21 protein-coding genes and 1 tRNA gene are annotated in these 19879 nt (G+C 68.5%); 5 read left to right on the top strand and 17 right to left on the bottom strand.

Annotated elements, in window-relative coordinates; translation table 11 throughout:
- From ACREEF_RS09730 to ACREEF_RS09765, 8 genes are all read right to left on the bottom strand, one after another.
- On the bottom strand, window positions 1-213 hold a 213-nt coding region (locus ACREEF_RS09730), incomplete at its 3' end, for an acyl-CoA dehydrogenase family protein (protein ID WP_431565387.1).
- A gap of 9 nt (window positions 214-222) precedes the next feature.
- Window positions 223-1380: an acyl-CoA dehydrogenase gene (locus tag ACREEF_RS09735; RefSeq protein ID WP_431565388.1), complete on the bottom strand. Its 1158-nt coding sequence runs from the start codon at window positions 1378-1380 to the stop codon at window positions 223-225.
- On the bottom strand, window positions 1380-2132 hold the full coding sequence (locus ACREEF_RS09740) for an enoyl-CoA hydratase family protein (RefSeq protein ID WP_431565389.1): 753 nt from the start codon (window positions 2130-2132) through the stop codon (window positions 1380-1382). Before ACREEF_RS09740 ends, ACREEF_RS09735 begins: the two co-directional genes overlap by 1 nt.
- 11 nt (window positions 2133-2143) lie before the next feature.
- Window positions 2144-3235 (bottom strand): NAD(P)H-dependent flavin oxidoreductase, encoded by a 1092-nt coding sequence (locus tag ACREEF_RS09745; protein WP_431565390.1) that lies wholly within the window; start codon window positions 3233-3235, stop codon window positions 2144-2146.
- Window positions 3235-4146 carry an enoyl-CoA hydratase gene (locus tag ACREEF_RS09750; protein WP_431565391.1) on the bottom strand — a complete coding sequence of 304 codons (912 nt, stop codon included), beginning with the start codon at window positions 4144-4146 and terminating at the stop codon, window positions 3235-3237. Before ACREEF_RS09750 ends, ACREEF_RS09745 begins: the two co-directional genes overlap by 1 nt.
- The gene (locus tag ACREEF_RS09755) at window positions 4146-4955 is read right to left on the bottom strand and encodes a CoA-transferase subunit beta (protein ID WP_431565392.1); all 810 of its coding nucleotides are present in this window, start codon (window positions 4953-4955) and stop codon (window positions 4146-4148) included. Before ACREEF_RS09755 ends, ACREEF_RS09750 begins: the two co-directional genes overlap by 1 nt.
- Before the next feature lie 12 nt (window positions 4956-4967).
- Window positions 4968-5840, bottom strand: a complete 873-nt coding sequence (locus tag ACREEF_RS09760; RefSeq protein ID WP_431565393.1) for a CoA transferase subunit A — start codon at window positions 5838-5840, stop codon at window positions 4968-4970.
- Between the two features lie 170 nt (window positions 5841-6010).
- Complete coding sequence (locus tag ACREEF_RS09765) at window positions 6011-6877, bottom strand: SDR family oxidoreductase (RefSeq protein WP_431565394.1); 867 nt, start codon at window positions 6875-6877, stop codon at window positions 6011-6013.
- A 1-nt stretch (window position 6878) separates the two neighbouring features.
- On the opposite strand from ACREEF_RS09765, the gene ACREEF_RS09770 reads away from it, so the two are divergent.
- The 3 genes from ACREEF_RS09770 (at window position 6879) to ACREEF_RS09780 (ending at window position 8775) form a co-directional block, all read left to right on the top strand.
- Window positions 6879-7706, top strand: coding sequence for a sugar phosphate isomerase/epimerase family protein (locus tag ACREEF_RS09770; RefSeq protein ID WP_431565395.1), 828 nt, complete (start codon window positions 6879-6881; stop codon window positions 7704-7706).
- Window positions 7707-7798: 92 nt separating this feature from the next.
- Entirely contained in the window at window positions 7799-8281 is a 483-nt protein-coding gene (locus ACREEF_RS09775) for an Lrp/AsnC family transcriptional regulator (protein WP_431565396.1), read from the top strand.
- Window positions 8278-8775, top strand: coding sequence for an Lrp/AsnC family transcriptional regulator (locus tag ACREEF_RS09780; protein WP_431565397.1), 498 nt, complete (start codon window positions 8278-8280; stop codon window positions 8773-8775). Before ACREEF_RS09775 ends, ACREEF_RS09780 begins: the two co-directional genes overlap by 4 nt.
- On the opposite strand, the gene ACREEF_RS09785 is transcribed toward ACREEF_RS09780, so the two are convergent.
- From ACREEF_RS09785 to cpdR, 6 genes are all read right to left on the bottom strand, one after another.
- Window positions 8751-9818, bottom strand: coding sequence for an alkene reductase (locus tag ACREEF_RS09785; RefSeq protein WP_431565398.1), 1068 nt, complete (start codon window positions 9816-9818; stop codon window positions 8751-8753). The two genes, ACREEF_RS09780 and ACREEF_RS09785, sit on opposite strands and share 25 nt — an antisense overlap.
- On the bottom strand, window positions 9815-10441 hold the full coding sequence (locus tag ACREEF_RS09790; RefSeq protein WP_431565399.1) for a nuclear transport factor 2 family protein: 627 nt from the start codon (window positions 10439-10441) through the stop codon (window positions 9815-9817). Before ACREEF_RS09790 ends, ACREEF_RS09785 begins: the two co-directional genes overlap by 4 nt.
- Window positions 10442-10510: 69 nt before the next feature.
- Window positions 10511-13183, bottom strand: coding sequence for a TonB-dependent receptor (locus ACREEF_RS09795; RefSeq protein WP_431565400.1), 2673 nt, complete (start codon window positions 13181-13183; stop codon window positions 10511-10513).
- A gap of 113 nt (window positions 13184-13296) precedes the next feature.
- Window positions 13297-14640, bottom strand: coding sequence for a spinster family MFS transporter (locus ACREEF_RS09800; RefSeq protein ID WP_431565401.1), 1344 nt, complete (start codon window positions 14638-14640; stop codon window positions 13297-13299).
- Between the two features lie 401 nt (window positions 14641-15041).
- Window positions 15042-15116: transfer RNA gene (locus ACREEF_RS09805), tRNA-Val, on the bottom strand.
- A 113-nt stretch (window positions 15117-15229) separates the two neighbouring features.
- Complete coding sequence (gene cpdR, locus ACREEF_RS09810) at window positions 15230-15586, bottom strand: cell cycle two-component system response regulator CpdR (RefSeq protein WP_105562479.1); 357 nt, start codon at window positions 15584-15586, stop codon at window positions 15230-15232.
- Between the two features lie 126 nt (window positions 15587-15712).
- On the opposite strand from cpdR, the gene ACREEF_RS09815 reads away from it, so the two are divergent.
- Window positions 15713-16552: an N-formylglutamate amidohydrolase gene (locus ACREEF_RS09815; RefSeq protein WP_431565402.1), complete on the top strand. Its 840-nt coding sequence runs from the start codon at window positions 15713-15715 to the stop codon at window positions 16550-16552.
- A gap of 202 nt (window positions 16553-16754) precedes the next feature.
- Here ACREEF_RS09815 and ACREEF_RS09820 read toward each other — a convergent pair whose 3' ends face one another.
- A complete protein-coding gene (locus ACREEF_RS09820; RefSeq protein ID WP_431565403.1) occupies window positions 16755-17441 on the bottom strand; it encodes a DUF599 domain-containing protein in 687 nt (228 codons plus the stop codon).
- A 138-nt stretch (window positions 17442-17579) separates the two neighbouring features.
- On the opposite strand from ACREEF_RS09820, the gene ppa reads away from it, so the two are divergent.
- Window positions 17580-18137: an inorganic diphosphatase gene (gene ppa, locus ACREEF_RS09825; protein WP_105562476.1), complete on the top strand. Its 558-nt coding sequence runs from the start codon at window positions 17580-17582 to the stop codon at window positions 18135-18137.
- 114 nt (window positions 18138-18251) lie between these two features.
- On the opposite strand, the gene ACREEF_RS09830 is transcribed toward ppa, so the two are convergent.
- Together ACREEF_RS09830 and ACREEF_RS09835 are read right to left on the bottom strand one after the other, a co-directional pair.
- Window positions 18252-18923, bottom strand: coding sequence for a bifunctional 4-hydroxy-2-oxoglutarate aldolase/2-dehydro-3-deoxy-phosphogluconate aldolase (locus tag ACREEF_RS09830; RefSeq protein ID WP_431565404.1), 672 nt, complete (start codon window positions 18921-18923; stop codon window positions 18252-18254).
- Between the two features lie 90 nt (window positions 18924-19013).
- Window positions 19014-19844 (bottom strand): alpha/beta hydrolase, encoded by an 831-nt coding sequence (locus tag ACREEF_RS09835; protein ID WP_431565405.1) that lies wholly within the window; start codon window positions 19842-19844, stop codon window positions 19014-19016.
- Between the last annotated feature and the right edge of the window lie 35 nt (window positions 19845-19879).

Below are 19879 nucleotides of genomic sequence, written 5' to 3' on the forward strand. Positions count from 1 at the left end.
GAAGTCAGGTTCGGCCAGGCCCAGGCCGCCGGCCGTCTCGGGCGCCAGGACGCCGGTGAGGCCGGTCTCGGCGATCGCCGCCCAGCGCCCGGCGTCGAGCGCCGCGTCGCCGGCCATCTGCTCGCGCAGGGCGGCCGGAGGGCAGGTGTCGGTCAGCAGCTGACGGGCGACGTCCGCCATCATCAACTGTTCTTCGCTGAAGGTGAAATTCATCGGGCGACCTCAGCGGGGCAGACCGAGCATCCGCTCGGCGATGATGTTGCGCTGGATTTCATTGGAGCCGGCGTAGATCGGTCCGGCGAGCGCGAAGATGTAGTCGTCGAGCCAGTCGCCGACGTCGCCCGCGTCCGGCGCCTCCGGCAGCAGCTCGGCCCGCGGGCCCAGGATGTCGAGCGCGGTCTGGTGCAGCCGGATGTCCATCTCCGACCAGAAGATCTTGTTGGTCGAGGACTCCGGTCCGATGCTCCCGCCGGCGATCAGGCGGCTGGCGGTGGAATAGATGGACAGGGCATAGGCCTCGGCGTCCATCCAGGCGCGCGCGACCCGCGCCCGCAGTCCTGTGTCGGCCTTGTCGCCCTGGGCCTCGTAGAGGGCGGCCAGACGGCGGGCGGCCTCCTGGTAGCGAGCCGGGCTGCGCAGCATCAGGCCGCGCTCGAACCCGGCCGTCGCCATGCACACCGACCACCCCTGACCCTCGTCGCCCAGGCGGTTGAAGGCGGGGACGCGGACGTTCTCGAGGAAGATTTCGGCGAAGCCGACATGGCCGTTGATCTTGGCGATCGGATTGACCGTGACGCCCTCGGCCGAAAGCGGGAAGAGGATCAGGGACAGACCCTTGTGGCGCTCGCTTCCCGGCGTCCGAAACAGGCCGAAGGCCCAGTCGGCGAACACCGCCCGCGACGACCAGATCTTGTGGCCGCTGAGCAGGTAGTCGTCGCCGTCACGCACCGCCGTCGCCCGCACCCCGGCGAGGTCGCTCCCGGCCTGGGGCTCGGACCAGGCCTGGGCCCAGATTTCGTCGCCCGCCGCCATGGGCGGCAGGAAACGGGCCTTCTGCTCGGGCGTGCCGAATTCCATCAGGGTCGGACCCAGCAGGAAGATGCCGTTCTGGTTGACGCGCCCCGGCGCCCCGGAGCGGTAGTATTCCTCCTCGAAGACGAGCCACTGGATCAGGTCGAGGCCGCGCCCGCCATGGTCCTCGGGCCAGGTCACCATCCCCCAGCGCCCCGCGTTCAGCGTGCGCTCCCAGGCCCGGTGCGCCTCGAACCCCTCGCGGGTGGCGTCGAAATGCTCGAGCGGGGCGGCCGGGACATGGTCCGCGAGCCAGGCCCGGACCTCGGCGCGAAAGGCCGATTGTTCGGCGGAGTAGGAAAGGTCCATCAGAATTTCGCCGCCTGGCCCTTGTCGACGACGAAGGCGTCGCGAGCCGTCTGGCTGTCCTCGTGCATATACATTTCGAGTGTGAAGCCCTGCTCCCAGCGATACCCCTTCAGCGCGTCGCGGGCCTCCAGGCCGTTCAGGGCCTCCTTGGCGATCACCAGGGCCTTGCGGCTCTTGGCGGCGATGACCGCGCAGAATTCCCGAGCCGCTTCGAGAAGCCGCTCGGGGGGCACGACCGCGTGAACCGAGCCGTAGCCCAGCAGCTCCTCGACGGTGATCTTTCCGCCGGTGAAGAAGGCCGACCGCACCCTCTGCGGCGGCGCCATGCGTGACAGGAAGGAGGCGCCGCCCATGGCGCCGCGGTCGATCTCCGGCAGGGAGAGGAAGGCGCCCTCGGCGGCGATGACGACGTCCGAGGCTCCGGCGATGTTCACGCCCCCGCCGATGGCGAAGCCGTGAATGGCCGAGACGACCGGGACCGGGCACTCGACGATGGCCTTCAGCGTCAGGTAGTTGCCCTGGTTGAGGCGGGTGATCCGCTCCGGGTGGGCCTGCATCTCCTTGATGTCCACGCCGCCGCAGAAGCCGCGACCGGTCGCGCGGATGAGCACGCATCGGACTTCGGGATCGGCGCCGGCCGCCGCGATATGCTCGGGCAGGGCCATCCAGCCGTCCGAGTCGAGGGCGTTGACGGGCGGATGGTCGAGAATGATCTCGGCGACGCGGTCTCGGATTTCGACGAGGATCGGCATGGTCGGTGCTCTCAGCTCAAGGCGGCGGGCAGGTCGGACGCTGTCGCGCACAGGGCGGCGAGGCGCTGACGGGCCTCGTCCATGATGCGGTCAACGAGTTCGGCGCAGGTCGGCAGGTCGGTGATCCGCCCGCCGACCACGCCGGTGGCCATCACGCCGCGGTCGGGGTCGCCGTCCACGACGGCCCTCTGGATCATCATCGGCGCCGAGGCCGCCATCATGGCCTGGGCGAAGGTCAGGCCGCCGTGGGCGCGCATACCCTGGGCGGCGCGGATGAGTTCGGGCCAGCTCGCGCCGGTCTGGCGCTTCATGGCCAGGCCGCTCTCGAGGGCGCGGAGCCACATTCCCATCGCGCCGGAGCGTTCGATCCGGTCCAGCAGGGGCGTGCGGATCATCCGCTGGGGGATGCCGTCCAGCCGGGTGGTCAGGATGATGTCGTCGGTCGCCGCCTTGAGGTAGCGGTCCTTCGAGGCGCCGGGCACCGGGCTCTCGCGGGTCATGAGAAAGCGCGTGCCCATGGCGATGCCCACGGCGCCGTAGGCGAGGGCGGCGGCCAGGCCGCGGCCGTCGGCGAAACCGCCCGACGCCACCACCGGAACCTTCACGGCGTCGAGCACCTGGGGCAGGAGGACGGTCGTGGCCACCGATCCGGTATGGCCGCCGCCCTCGCCCCCCTGGACATTGATCATGTCCACGCCGAGCTCGACCATCTTTTGCGCGTGCTTGACCGCGCCGACGGTGGGGATGCAGAGGATGCCGGCCTCGCGGAAGCGCGCGATCATGGCCTTGTCCGGCCCGCGGCCGAAGCTGACGGCGCGAACCTGATCGCGGTTGGCGATCACCAGGTCGACGATCTGGTCGGCGCCCGGCTGGAACATATGGAAGTTCACGCCGAACGGCCTGTCCGTGCCGCGTCGCACGGCCAGAAGCTTCGTCCGGGCCTCCTCCGGGGTCATCACGGCGGCGCCGAGGAAGCCGAAGGCCCCCGCCTCGCAGGAGGCGATGACCAGCGAAGGCTCGGCGATCCAGCCCATCGCCGTCTGGATGACGGGGTAGCGGCAGCCCAGCCGCTCGACCAGGACCGTGCGCAGGGGATCCGCCATCAGGCCGGGTCCTTCGGCGTGGAGGCGGCCTGGGCCTTGTTGGCCGCCGCCATGGATCTGGCGTCCAGCCCGCCCAGGCTGTTCGAGGAGGTCAGATCGTTCTGGGCGTGGGCGAAGTGATGCATATGGAAGACAGCGTCCATGGCGGTGCGCTTGCCGCGCAGGTCCTCGACGTGATTGAGCGCCTGTTTGGTCAGCCAGGCGCCGAGCCGGGGCCGCGAGGCGAGCTCGGTCGCCACGGCGCGAACCTCGTCTTCCAGCCGTTCGCGCGGCGCCAGGCGGTTGACCATGCCGAAATCATAGGCCCGGCGGGCGGACATACGTTCGCCCAGCAGGATGAATTCCTTGGCGATGCGCGGCGGCAGCTCGAAGCCGTGGGCGAAATACTCCACGCCGGGAATGCCCATCCGGCCGACCGGGTCCTGGAAGAAGGCGTCCTCGGAGGCGATGATGATGTCGCAAACCCAGGCCAGCATCAGCCCTCCGGCGACGCAGGCCCCCTGAACCATGGCGACGGTCGGCTTGGGGATGTCGCGCCAGCGCCGGCACATGCCAAGGTATTGTTCCTGCTCGCGCGTGTAGAGGAGCTCGGCGGCGGGCTTGTTGACGTGGCGGCCCAACATCAGCCGCCGGTCGAAATCGGTGTGCAGGTCGCGGCCGGGCGTGCCGATGTCGTGACCCGCCGAGAAATGCTTGCCCTCGCCGCCCAGGACGATGCAGCGGACCGCATCGTCGTCCACGGCGCGGCGGAAGGCGTCGTCCAGGGCGTAGGTCATCTGCCCGTTCTGGGCGTTGTTGAAGGCCGGCCGGTTCAGCCTGATCCAGGCGACCGGGCCCTCGACGGCGTAGAGGACGGGCGCATCCGTCTCGTAGACGGCGTCTGCGTCCCTGGGCTGCACCAGATCGTCCATCAGCCGACTTCCGCCAGACGCCGGTCGCCGACCGGGTCGCCCTTGAGCACCTTGCGGCGCACGCCGTTCGGGTCGAGGCGGGCGATCAGCGCCAGTTCCTCCGCCGTCGGCGCCCGGGTCTCGGGGATGACGTCGGGCCGCTTGAGCGTGAAGCCCGTATTGTCCTGAACCTCGTCGAAGCTCACCCCCGGATGCAGCGACCGCACCTGGATGGCGTGGTCGGGGCCGGCGAAGTCCATCACCGCCAGATTGGTGACGATCAGCCGCAAATCCAGGCCCGGCGACGGCCGGCCGTTCAGGTAGCGATCCGGATTATAGCCGGCGCCGCAGACGTAATCGACTTCGCCCGCCACGAAGCTGCGCTTCGAGTGCTGGGGTATGAAGAAGCTGTTGGGATGGCAGATGGTGTTGCCGGGGAAGCCGCGCACGCCCAGCATCGCCGTCTTCGGGCGGGCGTGGTCGCCGATGACGCTGATGTTGGTCTGGCCGAAACGATCCATCTGGACCGGCGACAGCATGGCGTGCCGGCGTCCGCTCCACAGGATGTGGAACACCCGGTCATAGGGGCACCAGCTCTCGAACTCGGGCTGGCTCTGCCGCGGTCCTGGCGGAACCGGATCCGTGACGTACCAGGCCTCTCCGTCGGTCATCTGCATGGCCGGATTGAAGGTGGTCTTGGCCAGGCTGGCGGCGAGACGCGGGATCGGGCCGATGCCTGTGGCCTGCACCTCTCCGGCGTCGCGCCAGGCTTCGGCGCAGGCGACGATGAGCAGTTCGGCCAGGGAGTAGGGGGGATGGGATTGCGACATATCCGCCTCCGGTCAGTAGACGACGGCCGGCAGGGCCGACACGCGAGCGGCTCCGCCTACGGCGGCGAGATAGGCGGCGGGGTCGAGATCGACATAGCCGGACCGATAGCCGGTCCAGGCCTCCGGCGATCCCGCCGCTTCGATGTAGGTCTTGAGGTGCTCCAGATCGAGCGGATAGTCGGGCGAGGCGCTGGTCGGATGCGCCCCGAACGGGGCCTCGACCACGGAGGTCACGAGCGCGCGCTCGAACAGGTTGCGCGGCCCCTGGGCGGCGATGTCGAGGGCGGCGGTGTCCACGATCCGCTCGCTCGAGACGATCACCGTGTCGGCCGCTCTCGCCATCAGCTCGTCGAAGAAGGGGTCGGCGCTGAGGGTGACGGTATTGCCCCTGGCGTCGGCGCGGTGGACGTGCAGCAGGGCCGCGTCCAGCTTGATCGCCGGCATGGCCACCAGGGTCTCGCCGTCCGCGAAGGGGCTCTTCACGGTTCCGAACCCGTCCTGGCGGAGCAGGTCCGTGCCCGCGCCGACCCGGGACGGCAGGAAGGGCAGCTTCATGGCGGCGGCGCGCAGCCCCCAGTGGAGAAGCCCCTCGTCGAGCTCGAACACGGGCAGGCCGGCTTCGCGCGCCGCCCGGAAATGCGGGTCGAGCGGATACTGGTCGAGCGAGACGAAGGCGAAGACGAGCTTGCGCAGCTTGCCTGCCGCCGCCAGCAGGCCGACGTCCGGGCCGCCGAAGGAGACGACGGTCAGGTCCTTGAGGTTCGACTGGGCGATCGCGCGGACCAGGGCCATCGGTTTGCGGCGCGTCGCCCAGCCGCCGATGCCGATGGTCATGCCGTCAGACAGCCTGGCGAGGGCGGCTTCGATGGTCTCTCGCTTGTCCATGTTTCTTCTGTGCCTCCCGTAGGCGCGGCGCGACATCGCGACCGCGGCGCCCTGACGGCGCCTCGTCGACCCGTTCGGGCCTTCTCCTTAATAGCTAGCTGAACGGAGTGCGCGTATCAATCATATAATGGCTGTTTAGCCGTTATTTGCGTTTTTCGTAGGACTTGAAGCTACGCGGGCTTGGCTGCAGCCTGTCTTTCCACGATCTCGAGGAAGAGGGGCCGCTCGCCGCCGCCGTCGACATTGAGCCGGGCTCCGCTGATGTAGGCGGCCTGGGGTGAGGTGAGGAACAGCACGGCGCTGGCGATGTCCTCGCCCGTGGCCATGCGGCCCAGGGGCAGGCTGGCCGCGATCTCGGCCCGCCCTTCGGCTCCGCCGTAGGTGGCGTCGGCGGCCTCGGTGGCGACAAGGCCGACGACGATCGCGTTCACGCGGATCCGCGGCCCCCATTCCTGGGCGAGGCTCTGCGTCAGGCTGATCAGGCCGGCCTTGGCTGCGCCATAGGCGGCCGTGCCGGGCGACGGCCGCAGGGCTGCGACGCTGGCGATGTTCACGATCGAGCCTCCCTCGGCCATCCAGGGGTGAACGGCCTGGGACAGATAGATCGGCCCGAGCAGGTTGAGGCCGATGATCGCCTGGGAGAAGCGGGGCGAGGCGGTGGCCGCGTCGGCCGCGGGCGCTCCGCCGGCGTTGTTGACCAGGATGTCGATCCGCCCGCACGTCGCCCCGACTTCGGCCACGGCGCGCGCGACCTGGTCCGGGTCCCGGACGTCGCAGGCGATGAACCCGGCTTCGCGCCCTTCGAACGCGACGGGCGTTTCGGGGGCGGTGCGGCCGAACACGAAGACCCGGCATCCGGCGGCGAGCAGGGCGGTCGCCGTGGCGCGTCCGATGCCTTTGGTGCCTCCCGTGACGATCGCTACGGATCCCGGAGCCGGCAGGCCTGATTTCAACATGGCGCGCTTACCTTCGTCTCTCGTCGAAACTGACGGGTTAATGCTATGCATCGTTGCAGCGTGTCGGTCAAAGGTCATCATAATGCGTAGCGAAAGAACTTCTCAGGCGTCCTTTGAAGCCTTCGCTCTGGACCATCTTACGGTGATCGAGGCGACGCCGCTGGTCCTTGCCGAGACGGCCGCGCGCGCCGGCTTCCGTCGCCTCTGCACCTTCGTGCGTTCGATCGACGGCCTGGGCGGGCCGAGCTTCGACCTGACCAGGGACGGGGGCGCGCGGGCGGCGACGCGCGCGGCTCTGGACCGGCTGGGTCTCTCTGTCGACGTGGCCTATCCGTTCACGATTTCCGATCGGACCCGTCCGGGGGATTTCGAGGCCGATCTGGCCTGCGCGGCCGAACTCGGGGCGCGCTTCGTCAATCTGCTGGTCTTCGCCAGGGATTCCGGCCGGATCCAGGACGAGACGGCCCGTTTCTGCGAGCGCGCCGGCTGTCACGGCCTCGGCGTCGCGATCGAAATGGTCCCGGCTTCGACGGTCAGGACGTTGGCCCAAGCCGCCGCGCTCGTGCGCAGCCTGGGTTCGCCCGGCAATGTCGGCGTCAACCTCGACGTCCTGCACCTCTATCGCTCCGGCGACGATCCCCGAGCCGTGACGCCTTACCGCGACGACATCGTCTATCTGCAGATCTGCGACGGCCCGCTCGACCTGCCGGTGGAAGGGCGTCGCGCGGAAGCGTCGCTGCAGCGCCGCCTGCCCGGACGCGGCGACTTCGCCCTGCGCGAGCTTCTGGAGAGTCTGCCTCTCGTGCCGGCGAGCGTCGAGATCCCCGATGCGGCGGCCATGCGGGCGGGCCGCGACCCTGTCCAGCGCGCTCGGGCGGCGGGGGAGGCGGCGAGCGCGATCCTCGGCTGACTCGTCGTTCCGATGGGTGTTCTGTTGGCTTGCGTAGCATTCTGTGGTCCAATCGATGGAATCATTGAATTTTGTCGATGTCGGGGATGTGAATGCGGTTGAGAGCCGGCAAGCCTATCGCGGTCGCGGAGCTCGACGCCATCGACAGCGGGATCGTGGAGATTCTGCGCGAGAACGGACGCGCGACCAATCAGGAGATCGCCGAGCGGCTCTCGGTCACGCCGGCGACGATCTCGGTGCGGCTGAAGCGCCTCGAGGAGAACAAGGCCCTTCGCGTGGTGGCGGTGACCGATTTCGCCGCGCACGACCTCAACATCGTCATCGCCGTGGGGATCAAGGTCTACGGCCGCGACGCCCGGGACGTGGGCATGGATCTGGCCAAGCTGCCCGAGGTGTTCAGCATCAACGTCATGAACGGGGTCAATGATCTGGAGATGCTGGTGACCCTGAGCCGTTTCGAGGAGATCTCCCTCTTCTTGGTCGAGCACGTCGCGCCGATCCCGGGGGTCAGCCAGATCGAGCCGGGAATCGCGGCCGACATCGTCAAGTTCGAGTTCAACGTGGCCCCCCTATGAGCGCGCCCAAGCTTGATGAGCTGGATCGCCGGATCATCGCCACCCTGGGCATGGACGCCCGCGTGTCGAACCGGCAGATCGCGACGACGCTCGGTGTGACCGAGGGCACGATCCGGACGCGGCTGAAGCAGCTCCAGAACGCGGGCCTGCTCCAGTTCACCGTGGTCACAGACTTCCGGCTCGCCGGTTCGCCCAACCTAGTGTTCATGGGCATCCACGCCGAGCCCGCCAAGGTCAGCGCGCTGGCCCAGCAGCTGGCGGACATCGAGCAGATCGGCTCCGTGATGATCCTGCTGGGTCGCTACAACCTGATGGCCATGGGGCTCTTCACCAGCATCGAGGACGTCTACGAACTCATCCGCAGCAAGATCAAGCCGCTGCCGGGGGTGCGGCGCGTGGCCGCTTCGGTCTCCATCCACAATCTCAAGTACGACGTGCGGATGGCCCGGATCACCTCCCGGCCGGGCGCTCAGGGCGCCTCGAACTCCGAATAGTCCGTGTAGCCCCGTTCGCCGCCGCCGTAGAGGGTCGCACGGTCCGGGGACGCCAGGGGGGCGCCGCTCGCGAACCGGGCGACGAGGTCGGGGTTGGCGATGAACGGTCGTCCGAACGAGGCGGCCTCGGCCTTTCCGGCGGTGATGAAAGCGTCCGCCCGCGCGGCGTCGAGCTCGTCGTTCACGATGACGGGGCCGGACCAGTAGGCGCGGGTCAGCATCAGGGTGTCCAGGGCCGCCGGCGGGCGATGGATCAGGTGGACATAGGCGAAGCCTCGGCCTGACAAGCCCTGAAGCAGGGTCGCGTAGGTCGCCGCCGGCGCCTCGTCGGCCATGTCGTTGTAGTCGCTGCCAGGATTGATGCGGATGCCGACGCGACCATGGCCGATGGCCTCGCCCATCGCCTGCATCACCTCCCAGACGAAGCGGCAGCGGTTCTCGCGCGAGCCGCCGTAGGCGTCCTCCCGCAGGTTGGTGTTGGTCGAGAGGAACTGCATGGGCAGGTAGCCGCTCGCCGCGTGAAGCTCGACGCCGTCCATGCCCGCCGCGACGGCGTTGAGGGCGGCGTCGCGGTATTCCTGCACGACCCGGGCGATCTCTTCGGTCCGCAACGCCCTCGGAACCGAGCAGGGGCGCTGGACGCCGTTCGGGCCGTACAGAGGCGTGCGGCAGGCGATCGCCGATGGCGCGATCACTTCCGCATCCGCCGCCTGGTTCTCGCGAAGCGCGGCGCGGCCGCAATGCATCAGCTGCATCACGATGCGCCCGCCCGCCGCGTGCACGGCGTCCGCCACCTCCCGCCAGGCCGCGACCTGCTCGTCGGTGCAGACGCCCGGCGTCGCGGGGTAGCCCTGGCCGTCGGGGCTGGGAAAGACGCCTTCCGTCACGATCAGGCCGGCGGCGGCGCGCTGGGCGTAGTAGCGGGCCGTCATCGGCAAGGGCTGGCCGCGGCTTCCCGCCCGGCTGCGGGTCATGGGGGCCATGACGACGCGGTTGGCCAGATGCAGGTCGCCCAGGGCGACGGGTTCGAACAGGCGGCTCATCGCACGCGCACCGAAGGCGTGGCGGCGCCGTCGCGCATCCGCGACAGGAAGGCGTCCAGCGGCGCCGGTTCGGCCACGGGTCCGTCCGGAGCGCCGGTCCGGGCCCAGAAGCGATCCCAGCTGGGAAACAGGCTGTGGTAGCCGCCGTCATAGGCGGCCTGGCCGGGCCAGCGCATCTTCCTGTCGCCGACGGGCGGCGCGTTGAGGTCGGCGGCGTACCAGTAGAGCGGCAGGCGACGCCGGAAGAACCAGCGGCCGTCGATCCGTTCGTATCGGTCGAAATACATCATCTGCATGATGATCCACTGGTCGCCGGCCTCGTGCTCGTTCTTGGAATAGACGAGGCCGTCGGCGTGGTCGGCGTCCTGAAACTCGATGATGTGGTTGCCGATGTGGTGCGAGGTGCCGGTGAAGGCGCTGCGCATGGTCTGGTCGAACCAGGTCCTGAGCGCCTCGCGGCCGACGGCCCCGTCCGCGGCCTTCACGTCCTGCGGAAACAGGCCGACCCAGGCGTCGGCGTCGCGCATATCGAGCGCCAGGGCGTACTTGGCCGCCAGCTGGCGGATCTCGTCGAGGGATTCGAGCCGCTCGAGGCGGCGGAGGATATCGTCGTGGTCAGCCACGCGGCCGCTCCAAAAAATGAGGCCGGCGGATCACTCTGCCGGCCCCGATGCAGTTTCGCGGGAGGAAGCTCAGAAGCTCTGGTTGACGCTCAGGTAGAAGACGCGGCCGCGCGGATCATGAGTGACCGGATCGAAGCCGAGGTTGAGCTGGGCCAGGGGAGGGTCCTCATCCGTCACGTTGATGACGCCGAGGGTGAACTTGGTCGGGCCCGATCCCGCCAGGCCGTCGACCGATACATTGTACTGAAGGTCGAAGGTGGTCTGGCTGTCGATGCTGGCGTCGGTGATGCCGGTGCGGTCGTTGGTATAGCCGCTCACATAGTGGGCGAGGGCGACCAGTTGGTGGGGGCCCTTGCTCCAGGTCAGGCCGGCTTCGGCGCGATCGACCGGCAGGGACCGGCCGAGGTTGTTGAAGTTGACGCTGCCGGCGCCGTTGATCGGCGCCGCGCCCAGGGTGAACTGGATGTCGTAGCTGTTGACGTGGGTCCAGGCCGCATTGGCGGAGAAGTCGCCCCAGGACGTGTCCCAGCTGTAGCGGGCGGTGACGTCCACCCCGTCGGTCTCGACCGAGGAGGCGTTGATGAAGTTGGTCTTGATCAGCACCAGGGCGCCGGTCACGTCGCGCGTCAGGGCCCTCTGGGCCACGGTGCCGGTCAGGCCGGCCAGGGTGTCGGCGCGGGCCTGGTTGACGATCGCCTGGGGGTTCTCCTTGACGATCAGGTTGTCGTACTTGAAGCCGTAGAAGTCGACGCCGAGCTCCAGGCCCTGGATGGGGCGGAAGGTGGCGCCCAGGTTGTAGTTCGACGACTCCTCGGGCTTCAGGTCCTTGCTGCCGAAGGTCTGCGTGTTGACGAAGTTGAACACGCCGTTGTCGTTGATCGACGGCTGGGTCGCCTGGACGGCGACCTGCTGGTAGACCGAGGGCGCCCGGAAAGCCTTGCCGTAGGACGCCCGCAGCGACAGCTGCTCGAAGGGGCGATAGAGCAGGGCGGCCTTCGGGCTGACGTTGTCGAAGCCCTCGGCGTAGTTCTCGTAACGGGCCGACATCTGAAGCTGCAGGTCGTCGCCGAACGGCACCTGGAGCTCGCCGAAGACCGAGGTGGTCTCCTGCGAACCGGAGAAGTCCGGCGCCTGGCCCAGGGTGATCAGCTCCCCGGCGTTGACCAGATCGCCCCAGTCGTGGGCGAAGGTGCTGCGGCGGTACTGCACGCCCAGGGCGCCGGCGATCGTGCCGCCGACCCAGTCCATGATGTCCCCGCTGGTCACCGCATCAATGGTGAACAGGTCGGATTTGGCGTCGAGATTGGTGTAGCCGATCAGGCTCTGGATAAGAGCGTCGCTGTTCTGCGTGCCCGTCCCCAGCTGGGCGGTGGCGAAGGGGTTATAATAGACGCAGGACCCGACGCCCGGCGTGCCCGTGGCGGGATTGCAGCCCGCTCCGCCCAGGCCGCGCAGGGCGTTCTGGAGGTTGGTGGCGATGGTGTCCGGCTTGTCGTAGCGGTGATCCTGCCGGCTGTAGGCGGCGTTGACGGCCCAGCTCCAGCCGAAGCCGAAGGCGCCGTCCAGGCCGCCCGCGACGCGATAGGTGTCGTATTCATACTCGGCCACCGAAGCGCCGTAGGCCGGGCCGAGCAGGCGGCCGCGGAAACGGACGTCCTCGCCGAACGGGTTGTCGGGGTGGGTGCGCGGGACCACGGGCGAGACGGCGAGGATCGGGAAGGACGGCGACGAGCGGCCTTCGGCCAGGGCGTGGCTGTAGGCGGCCTCGAGGTTCAGCCGAATCCCCGGCGCGATGTCGCCGTTCCAGGTTCCGAACACCTGTTCGCGGTCTTCCTTGGGCGTCAGGTCGAAGAATTCCGAGAAGTCGAGCCGGCAGAAGGAGTCGGTCGGAGAGTTCCTGTAGCTGAACGGGAAGGCGGCGTTGGTGCAGTTCGGGTCGGGCGCGAAGCTGTTCGTGCTCGGACGGAAGTAGGATCCCGGCTGGCCGTAGCTGGACACCGAATGCCAGGAGGGCCGGCCGAACGTCGAGGCGCGCGAGAAGCTGCGTTCGTCGGTGCCGAGCGTGCTGCGGCTGAAGTAGCTCGCCGCCAGGACCAGGTCGCCTCCGGCCACCTTGCGCCCGATGATGCCCTGGATGTCGACCTCGTTGGAGCCGTCCATCGTCAGGTATTTGGCGGTGATCTCGGGACGGTCCACCGAGGTGCGCGTGATGAAGTTCACCACGCCTGCGACCGCGTCCGAGCCATAGGTGGCGGCGCCGCCGTCCTTGACCACCTCGATCCGGCGCATGGCGATCAGGGGGGCGAGGGAGTTGATGTCGACGAAGGTGCTGCCGTCGCCGGCCGCAGCCGCGCTCAAGGTCTGGCGCCGGCCGTTCAGGAGCACCAGGGTCGAACCGAGGCCCAGGTTGCGCAGGTTGAACTGGGCGGTTCCCGAGGTCAGGGGCTGGTTCAGGCCGTCGACCTGGGCTTCCGAGCCGGAGTTGGCCGGCAGCAGCTTCACGAGTTCGCTGGCGTTGGATATGCCGCGCTGGTCGACCTGATCGAGATTGACCACGTCGGTGGGCGAGGGCTTGCTCGACTGGCGAATGAGCGAACCGGTGACGACGATGTCGTCGACCTGGGCGGCCGCTTCCTGTTCCTGGGCCGGCGCCGTCGGCAGCGGCGCGGTCTGGGCCGCCGCTGCGCCTGCGGCGACGAAAGCTGCGCAGGTGCACAGCAGACTGGTACGGAAATTACGCATTTCGCAGTCACTCCCCAAAATCGTCCGACGTTTGCGGATCGTTGGGGCGATCTACGCGCACCAAAACGCGGAGCGCAAGTTAATTCTTGATCAATGCTTGGAATGCGTAGCGATCAAGGCTGATGCTTGCGCATGATCAGCCGGCGATAGGGTTTCAGGCCCCAGAAAGCCAGGGCGGCGCTGAGCGGGCAGCAGGCCGCCGCAATCAGGGCGATGGCGGGGCCCACGTTCTCGCTGCCCGCGAACAGGACGGCGTTGATCACGGGGACGGCGGCCGCGCCCAGAGACAGGCCGATCAGGTTGTTGACCAGCAGGAAGAGCGCGGAATTGGTCGCCCGCATCGTATTCGGCGTCGCCAGCTGCAGGGCGGCGATCGACGAGCCGAAGAAGCTGTTGGCCAGGAAGGTCAGGACGCAGAGCAGGGCCAGCGTCGCCCAGAGCGGGCCGGCCAGAGGGGCGAGGATCGCGGGAACGATCAGGGCGGCTGAAACGAGGCCCACGGTCAGCAGGTTGGCTTCGGGGCGGTCGCGTCGGGCCAGATGTTCCGACAGGAGCCCTCCGCAGATCGAGCCTGCGCTCCCGAGCGCCAGGTAGATGGCGCCCATGTAGAGGCCGGCCGTTCCCGGGGCGAGGTCGTGGTTGCGGATCAGCAGGGTGGGGAACCAGCTGGCGAGGCTGTAGCCGAGGATGCCGAGGACCGAGGACGTCATGTAGATGGGGACGAAGGCGCGCCACTGGCCGCCGACGTAGCGGGTCACCGCCTTGAGGCCGGGGCGGCTGGCCGTTTCGGCGGCGCCGACCAGGCTTCGCCGGGCCGGCTCCTTCACCATGGCGACCAGCGCCGCCACGAGGACGCCGGGCGCCGCCACGATCAGGAAGGCCATCTGCCATGGCCGCATCGCGCCGATGAGCGGAAGATGCGTCGTGTCGGCGTTGGCCACGGCGGCGACGACCGTGCCGCCGATCAGATAGGCCATGCCGCCGCCCAGGGTGATGCCCATGGTGTAGATCGCCATGGCCCGCGCCAGCTTGGCGGGCTCGAAGGCGTCGCTGAGAAACGAGTGGGCCGACGGCGACAGCGTCGCCTCGCCCACCCCGACCCCCATCCGCGCCGCGAAAAGCAGGGCGTAGTTGCCGGCGAAGCCGCAAAGGGCGGTCGCCGCGCTCCAGAAGACCACGCCGTAGGCGATGATGCGCTTGCGGACCGTCCGGTCCGCCAGCAGTCCGACGGGCACGCCGAGGAAGGCGTACAGCAGGGCGAAGGCGAAGCCCTGAAGCAGGCCCATCTGAAGGTCGCTGACCCCGAGGTCGCGCTTGATGGGATCGACCAGCAGGCTGAGGATCTGCCGGTCGACGAAGGACAGGATATAGGCCAGCAGGAAGACGCCGAGGGCGAAGTTCGCCTGGCGAGGGGTGATGGAGGGCTTCTCAGCCGGCGAGGAAAGGGGATCCGACACTGTACACGTCCTCCAACAGCCTCTAGCCGGGCTCTGCGAACCTTATCGGACATAAATTTTCGCAAATCCACACCTGCATACGACAAATCATCGTCTATGCGTTTTTATGGAGCCGGTTGAGCGCCGCGCTCGCCGCGCGGAGAGACCTCCCGCACGGCCTCGGCCTCCTTCGGGCGGGGCGCGTGGTTGGCGTCACGACGAAATTTCATGGCCGCCCGCTCTCGCCGTCGACCTGCGGCGCGCAGCCTTGCGTCGGTCGGGAGGGCCGGGGGTGCAGGAGGTCTCGTAGATCTGCATACGAAAAAGCCGCCCGGCCAGGGGCGGCATTGCGGAAACCATTCTGGCGACACGGCGGATCGGGCCGGTCTGCACCGAAGGCTGATTTTAAAGGGAGGGAAGAATGGTGGACGCGACAGGGATTGAACCTGTGACCCCTACGATGTCAACGTAGTGCTCTCCCGCTGAGCTACGCGTCCGCCTGTTCTGCGGCCCCTCGACTGATGTGTCGGTGGGCGGGAAGGCGGCGTCTATAACCCGCAGTTCGCGGGGGCCGCAAGGGGCTTGTGTCTTCTTTTTCCGTATTTTTCCGTTAGGCCGCGATCATGCGTTCGACCTCGTTCACCAGGTCGCGCAGGTGGACGGGTTTGGACAGGACCTTGGCCTGGGGCGTGGCCTGGGCGGCCGACAGGGCGACGGCGGCGAAGCCGGTGATGAACATGATGCGGATGCCCGGCTGGCGCACGGCGGCGACGCGGGCGACCTCGATCCCGTCGGCGCCCGGCATGACGATGTCGGTCAGCAGCAGATCGTAGGGACCCTGTTCCAGGGCGTCGATGGCGTCGTCGCCGTTCTCGCAATCCACCACGGCGTGACCGGCGCGTTCCAGCGCGCGGGTCAGGAAGCCTCGAAGCGAGCCGTCGTCTTCGGCCAGCAGAATACGCGCCATGCGGGGTCAAGTCCTTGAATACCGGATCGGAGCCTAGGCCTGCATCTGTAAACTCGCGGTGAAAATCCCCCTTGGGGCGAGCGCGTAGAGGGCGCGGTCGAGGCTAAATCAGTCTATGGCCAAGCCATGAACCCTGCGCCGACCGACGCAACCTTCAGCATCACCCCCGCGCTGGCCGGGCGGGTGACGCCGCTGGTCTTCGCCTCGCCCCATTCCGGCGCGGTCTATCCCGATGACATGGGCGTGGCCGAGGGCCTGTCCGAGGCTTCGCTGCGCAGCGCCGAGGACGCGGCCGTGGACCGGCTGCTGGACGCGAGCGCGGCGGCCGGGGCGGCGCTGATCGCTGGACGGATCGGCCGGGCCTATGTCGATCTGAACCGCGCGCCGGACGAACTGGACCCGGCCCTGATCTTCGACTGTCCCGAGGACGCGCCGCCGGGGCTGAAGACCCTGGCCGGCTATGGCGTCGTGCCGCGCCTGGCGGGCGACGGGACGCCGCTCTACGACCGCCGCCTGACGCTGGAGGAGGCGAGGGGGCGCATCCAGCGGGTGCACGTCCCTTATCATGCGGCCATGGGCGAACTGATGCAGGCGGCGCGGATTGGCCACGGACGGGCGGTTCTGATCGACTGGCATTCCATGCCTGCGCGCGCCACGGGGCCGAGCGGGCCGGACGTGGTGCTGGGCGACCGGCACGGGACGGCCTGCGCCACCGAGCTGACGCGGCGTCTGCGGGCGCTGTTCGAGGCCATGGGCTGGCGCGTGGCGCTGAACCGGCCCTATGCGGGCGGTTACGCCACTCAAGTCTGGGGGCGGCCCGACGAGGGCTTCGAGGCCATCCAGATCGAACTGAACCGGCGGCTCTACTGGGACGAGGCGGCGGGCGGCCCATCGGTCGGCTGGGGGCGTTGCCAGTCGGGGCTGAACCGGGTGATCGCGGCGCTGGGGGCCGATTTCACGGCCTGATCGGCGGGTGACGGCCAAAAAAAAGCCGCGCCCGGAGGCGCGGCATAAAAGTCTATAGGGAGGAAACGCCCAGGAAGGGCAAGACGCCCGGAGGCGTCGAAAGCCAAGTTAGGTTGCAGCGCACAAAATTTCAAGTCCGGATGCCGGATGCGCCATCACGGGCTGTTACGAAGATCGACGCCGAGGCGAGGGCGGGAGCCTGTCAGCCGCGCTCCAGCAGCCGCCGCGCCGCTCGCACGGCCCGCGCCGCCGGCGACCCGGCCTGGCGCCAGACCAGCAGGCCGAAGGCCGAGATGACGCCGAGCGCCAGCCAGGCCGGACCGAACAGCCAGGCCGCCGCCGCCAGAGCGAAGTAGTAGCCCCGCACCCCCTGGCTGAACCCGCCCAGCGCGGGGTTCAGCACCTGGGCCACGGCGTGACCATAGGCGACCCGGTCGGTTTCGGTGTGAATCTCGGGCGCCGCGCCGATCAGGGCCAGGGCGTAGTTCATCTGGCGCAGGGCCCAGATGAAGTCGAGGAAGCCGCGCGCCAGACAGACCAGCACCAGCGCCAGCTTGGCCTCCAGGATCTTCATTGGCACCGCCTCGGCCCCCACGGCGGCGAAGCCCTTCAGCGCGTTCTCGCCGCCGAACAGGATGCCGGCCACCGCCGCGATCAGCAGCAGGTTTGTCGAGGCGAAGAAGGAGGCCGAGTTGATCGAATGGCCCATCAGCTGGCTGTCGATCAGCCGCATCTCGCGATGGGTCATGGCCGTCATCCAGCTGTCGCGGACGATCAGCATGTCGTCGTTCAGCGATCCGCTGCGCCGGGCGATCAGCTTCAGCAACGGCCCATAGCCCAGCCAGGCGATGAAGAAGAGGACGAGAGCGATCCAGTCGAGCAGGGTCATGCCCTGTTGATGCCTTCAGTCGGGCCTATGGAGCAAGGGCGAACGCCGCAGAAAGCTCGCCCTGAAGCTTGCTGTTCGGCGACGCAAAGCTTATCACGCGCCCCAACTCCCCGTTCGCACCTGCAACAAGAGCGTAACATGAACATCGAAGCCATTCCGGTCGGCCCGAATGCGCCGTGGGACATCAACGTCATCATCGAGATCCCGCAAGGCGGTCTGCCGGTGAAGTACGAGATGGACAAGGAATCGGGGGCTCTGTTCGTCGACCGCTTCCTGCACACCGCCATGTACTATCCGGGCAACTACGGCTTCGTGCCGCACACCCTGTCGGACGACGGCGACCCCTGCGACGTCATCGTGCTGAACCCGACCCCGGTGGTGCCGGGCTGCGTCATCCGCTCGCGCCCGATCGGCGTGCTGAAGATGGTCGATGAAGCCGGCGGCGACGAAAAGATCCTGGCCGTGCCGGTCGACAAGCTGAACCCCTACTACACCGAAGTTTCCAGCTACCGTCAGCTGCCCGCCATCCTGATCGAGCAGATCGAGCACTTCTTCACCCGCTACAAGGATCTGGAGAAGGGCAAGTCGGTCACGGTCAACGGCTGGGGCGACGCCGGCGAAGCCGCCGAGCTGATCGCCGCCGGCATGGCCGCCCACCAGGCCAAGCTGGCCAAGGCCGCCGCCGAAGCCGCCTGATCCGCTTCCGGTTCTGAATAGGAGAAGGCCCCGCTGGTTCGACCGGCGGGGCCTCTTTTTTGTGCGCTAACGCGCGCGACACGGTCGCGCGCTGCTTGAGCGCAAGTCTTGGTTTTACTTCACGCGGAACGCCGCGATCGCCTCGACGGTCTGGCGCACCTTGGCCTCGATCCCGGCCCAGTCCCTGGCCTGGATCGCCGCGTCGGTGATCAGTTTTGAGCCCATGCCCGCCGCCACGATGCCGGAGCCGAACCACTTGGCGATGGAGGCCTCGTCGGGATCGACGCCGCCGGTCGGCATGATCTTGGTCCAGGGCATGGGGCCCAGCACCGCCTTGACGAAGTCCGGCCCGCCGACCGAGGCGCCGGGGAAGAGCTTGACGATTTCGCAGCCCAGGGCCTGCGCCTCCGAGATGTCGCGCACCGAGCCGCAACCCGGCGAATAGGCGACCTGACGACGGTTGCAGACCTGGGCCACCTCGGGAACCAGGCAGGGGCTGATGACGAAGCGCGCGCCCGAGGCCAGGTAGAGAGCCGCCGTCGGCGCGTCCAGGATCGAGCCGACGCCCATGATGATGTCGGGATCGGTCTGGGCGAACTGCTTCGACAGGGCGGTGAAGGTCTCCCAGGCGAAGTCGCCGCGGTTGGTGAACTCGACGGCCTTGGCCCCGCCGCGGGCGCAGGCGCGGATCACCTCGGCGCAGACCTCCGGATCGGCGTGATAGAAGACCGGGACGACGCCCTGGCTTTCGAGGGCGGTCAGCACGCTGAGGCGGTCGTGGCGCATGGGGTCTCCTTCAGGCCTTGCAGCCCGCAGATCGACGGTTGGCGCGCCCGGCGTCAAGGGTGACCGGGATCAATCCTGGTAAGCGGCGCCTTATTCCGCCGTGGCCAGCGTGACCAGGCGCCGGACCATGCCGCTGTCCTTGTCGGCGAGCGGGTCCAGCATGGTGAAGTGGTCCAGCCCGTCCAGGACCTCGACATGGGTGTCGGCGCCCTTGCCACCCCACTCGGCGGCCATGTGGCGGCTCTGGCGGATGAACTCGTTGCTCTCGGCCCCGCCGACCCAGCAGTCCAGCGTCCGCCCGCCCGGCGCCCCGCCGTTCGGCGCGGGCCAGTGGATCGGCGACAGGGCCCGCGCCGTCATCACGTCCAGCCCCAGGGCTTCGTTCAGCGAGGTGTGGATCAGCGGCTCGATGTCGAACACGCCCGAGATCGCCAGCGCCGCCCGCGCGCGCCCTTCGGACAACATACAGGCCGCCATGTGCCCGCCGACCGAATGGCCGAAGACCAGGGGGCGCTTGCCGGTGCGGTCGCGCACCAGCTCCGTCGCCCGCCGCATCTGGCTGATGATGGCGCCGACCTTGACCGTCGGGGCGAGGTCATAGCCGGGAATGACCACGCTGATCCCGTGATCCAGCAGGGGGGGGGCGACCCAGGCGAACCAGGCCCGGTCCAGCGCCTGCCAGTAGCCGCCGTGGATGAAGATGGCGGTCGGCGAGCCCGCGCCGGCGTCGAACCATTCCATCTTCTGGCGCTCGCCGGGGCCGTATTCGACGGTTTCCGGCCTCAGGGCGTCAATGACGCGGGCCGAATCTTCTCGCCATCGTTTCAGGATCGCCGGGTGTCCCGGCACCCGTTCCCGATTGTTGTACGCCGCCTCGTAATCGACTGGAGGGGCCGTCAGTGTCGCCGGAGCCTTACCCATGCCGTTTCCATCCGCTATGCACCTCCGCTTGAACG

It is taken from the genome of Brevundimonas sp., from assembly GCF_050729455.1.
Classification (GTDB): Bacteria; Pseudomonadota; Alphaproteobacteria; order Caulobacterales; family Caulobacteraceae; genus Brevundimonas.

Bases quoted from the DNA above. Each gene is read 5' to 3' on its own strand.
- ACREEF_RS09735 (WP_431565388.1), bottom strand. From the start codon at position 1,380: ATGGACCTTTCCTACTCCGCCGAACAATCGGCCTTTCGCGCCGAGGTC.
- ACREEF_RS09740 (WP_431565389.1), bottom strand. From the start codon at position 2,132: ATGCCGATCCTCGTCGAAATCCGAGACCGCGTCGCCGAGATCATTCTC.
- ACREEF_RS09745 (WP_431565390.1), bottom strand. From the start codon at position 3,235: ATGGCGGATCCCCTGCGCACGGTCCTGGTCGAGCGGCTGGGCTGCCGC.
- ACREEF_RS09750 (WP_431565391.1), bottom strand. From the start codon at position 4,146: ATGGACGATCTGGTGCAGCCCAGGGACGCAGACGCCGTCTACGAGACG.
- ACREEF_RS09755 (WP_431565392.1), bottom strand. From the start codon at position 4,955: ATGTCGCAATCCCATCCCCCCTACTCCCTGGCCGAACTGCTCATCGTC.
- ACREEF_RS09760 (WP_431565393.1), bottom strand. From the start codon at position 5,840: ATGGACAAGCGAGAGACCATCGAAGCCGCCCTCGCCAGGCTGTCTGAC.
- ACREEF_RS09765 (WP_431565394.1), bottom strand. From the start codon at position 6,877: ATGATGACCTTTGACCGACACGCTGCAACGATGCATAGCATTAACCCG.
- ACREEF_RS09770 (WP_431565395.1), top strand. From the start codon at position 6,879: ATGCGTAGCGAAAGAACTTCTCAGGCGTCCTTTGAAGCCTTCGCTCTG.
- ACREEF_RS09775 (WP_431565396.1), top strand. From the start codon at position 7,799: ATGCGGTTGAGAGCCGGCAAGCCTATCGCGGTCGCGGAGCTCGACGCC.
- ACREEF_RS09780 (WP_431565397.1), top strand. From the start codon at position 8,278: ATGAGCGCGCCCAAGCTTGATGAGCTGGATCGCCGGATCATCGCCACC.
- ACREEF_RS09785 (WP_431565398.1), bottom strand. From the start codon at position 9,818: ATGAGCCGCCTGTTCGAACCCGTCGCCCTGGGCGACCTGCATCTGGCC.
- ACREEF_RS09795 (WP_431565400.1), bottom strand. From the start codon at position 13,183: ATGCGTAATTTCCGTACCAGTCTGCTGTGCACCTGCGCAGCTTTCGTC.
- cpdR (WP_105562479.1), bottom strand. From the start codon at position 15,586: ATGGCGCGTATTCTGCTGGCCGAAGACGACGGCTCGCTTCGAGGCTTC.
- ACREEF_RS09815 (WP_431565402.1), top strand. From the start codon at position 15,713: ATGAACCCTGCGCCGACCGACGCAACCTTCAGCATCACCCCCGCGCTG.
- ACREEF_RS09820 (WP_431565403.1), bottom strand. From the start codon at position 17,441: ATGACCCTGCTCGACTGGATCGCTCTCGTCCTCTTCTTCATCGCCTGG.
- ppa (WP_105562476.1), top strand. From the start codon at position 17,580: ATGAACATCGAAGCCATTCCGGTCGGCCCGAATGCGCCGTGGGACATC.
- ACREEF_RS09830 (WP_431565404.1), bottom strand. From the start codon at position 18,923: ATGCGCCACGACCGCCTCAGCGTGCTGACCGCCCTCGAAAGCCAGGGC.
- ACREEF_RS09835 (WP_431565405.1), bottom strand. From the start codon at position 19,844: ATGGGTAAGGCTCCGGCGACACTGACGGCCCCTCCAGTCGATTACGAG.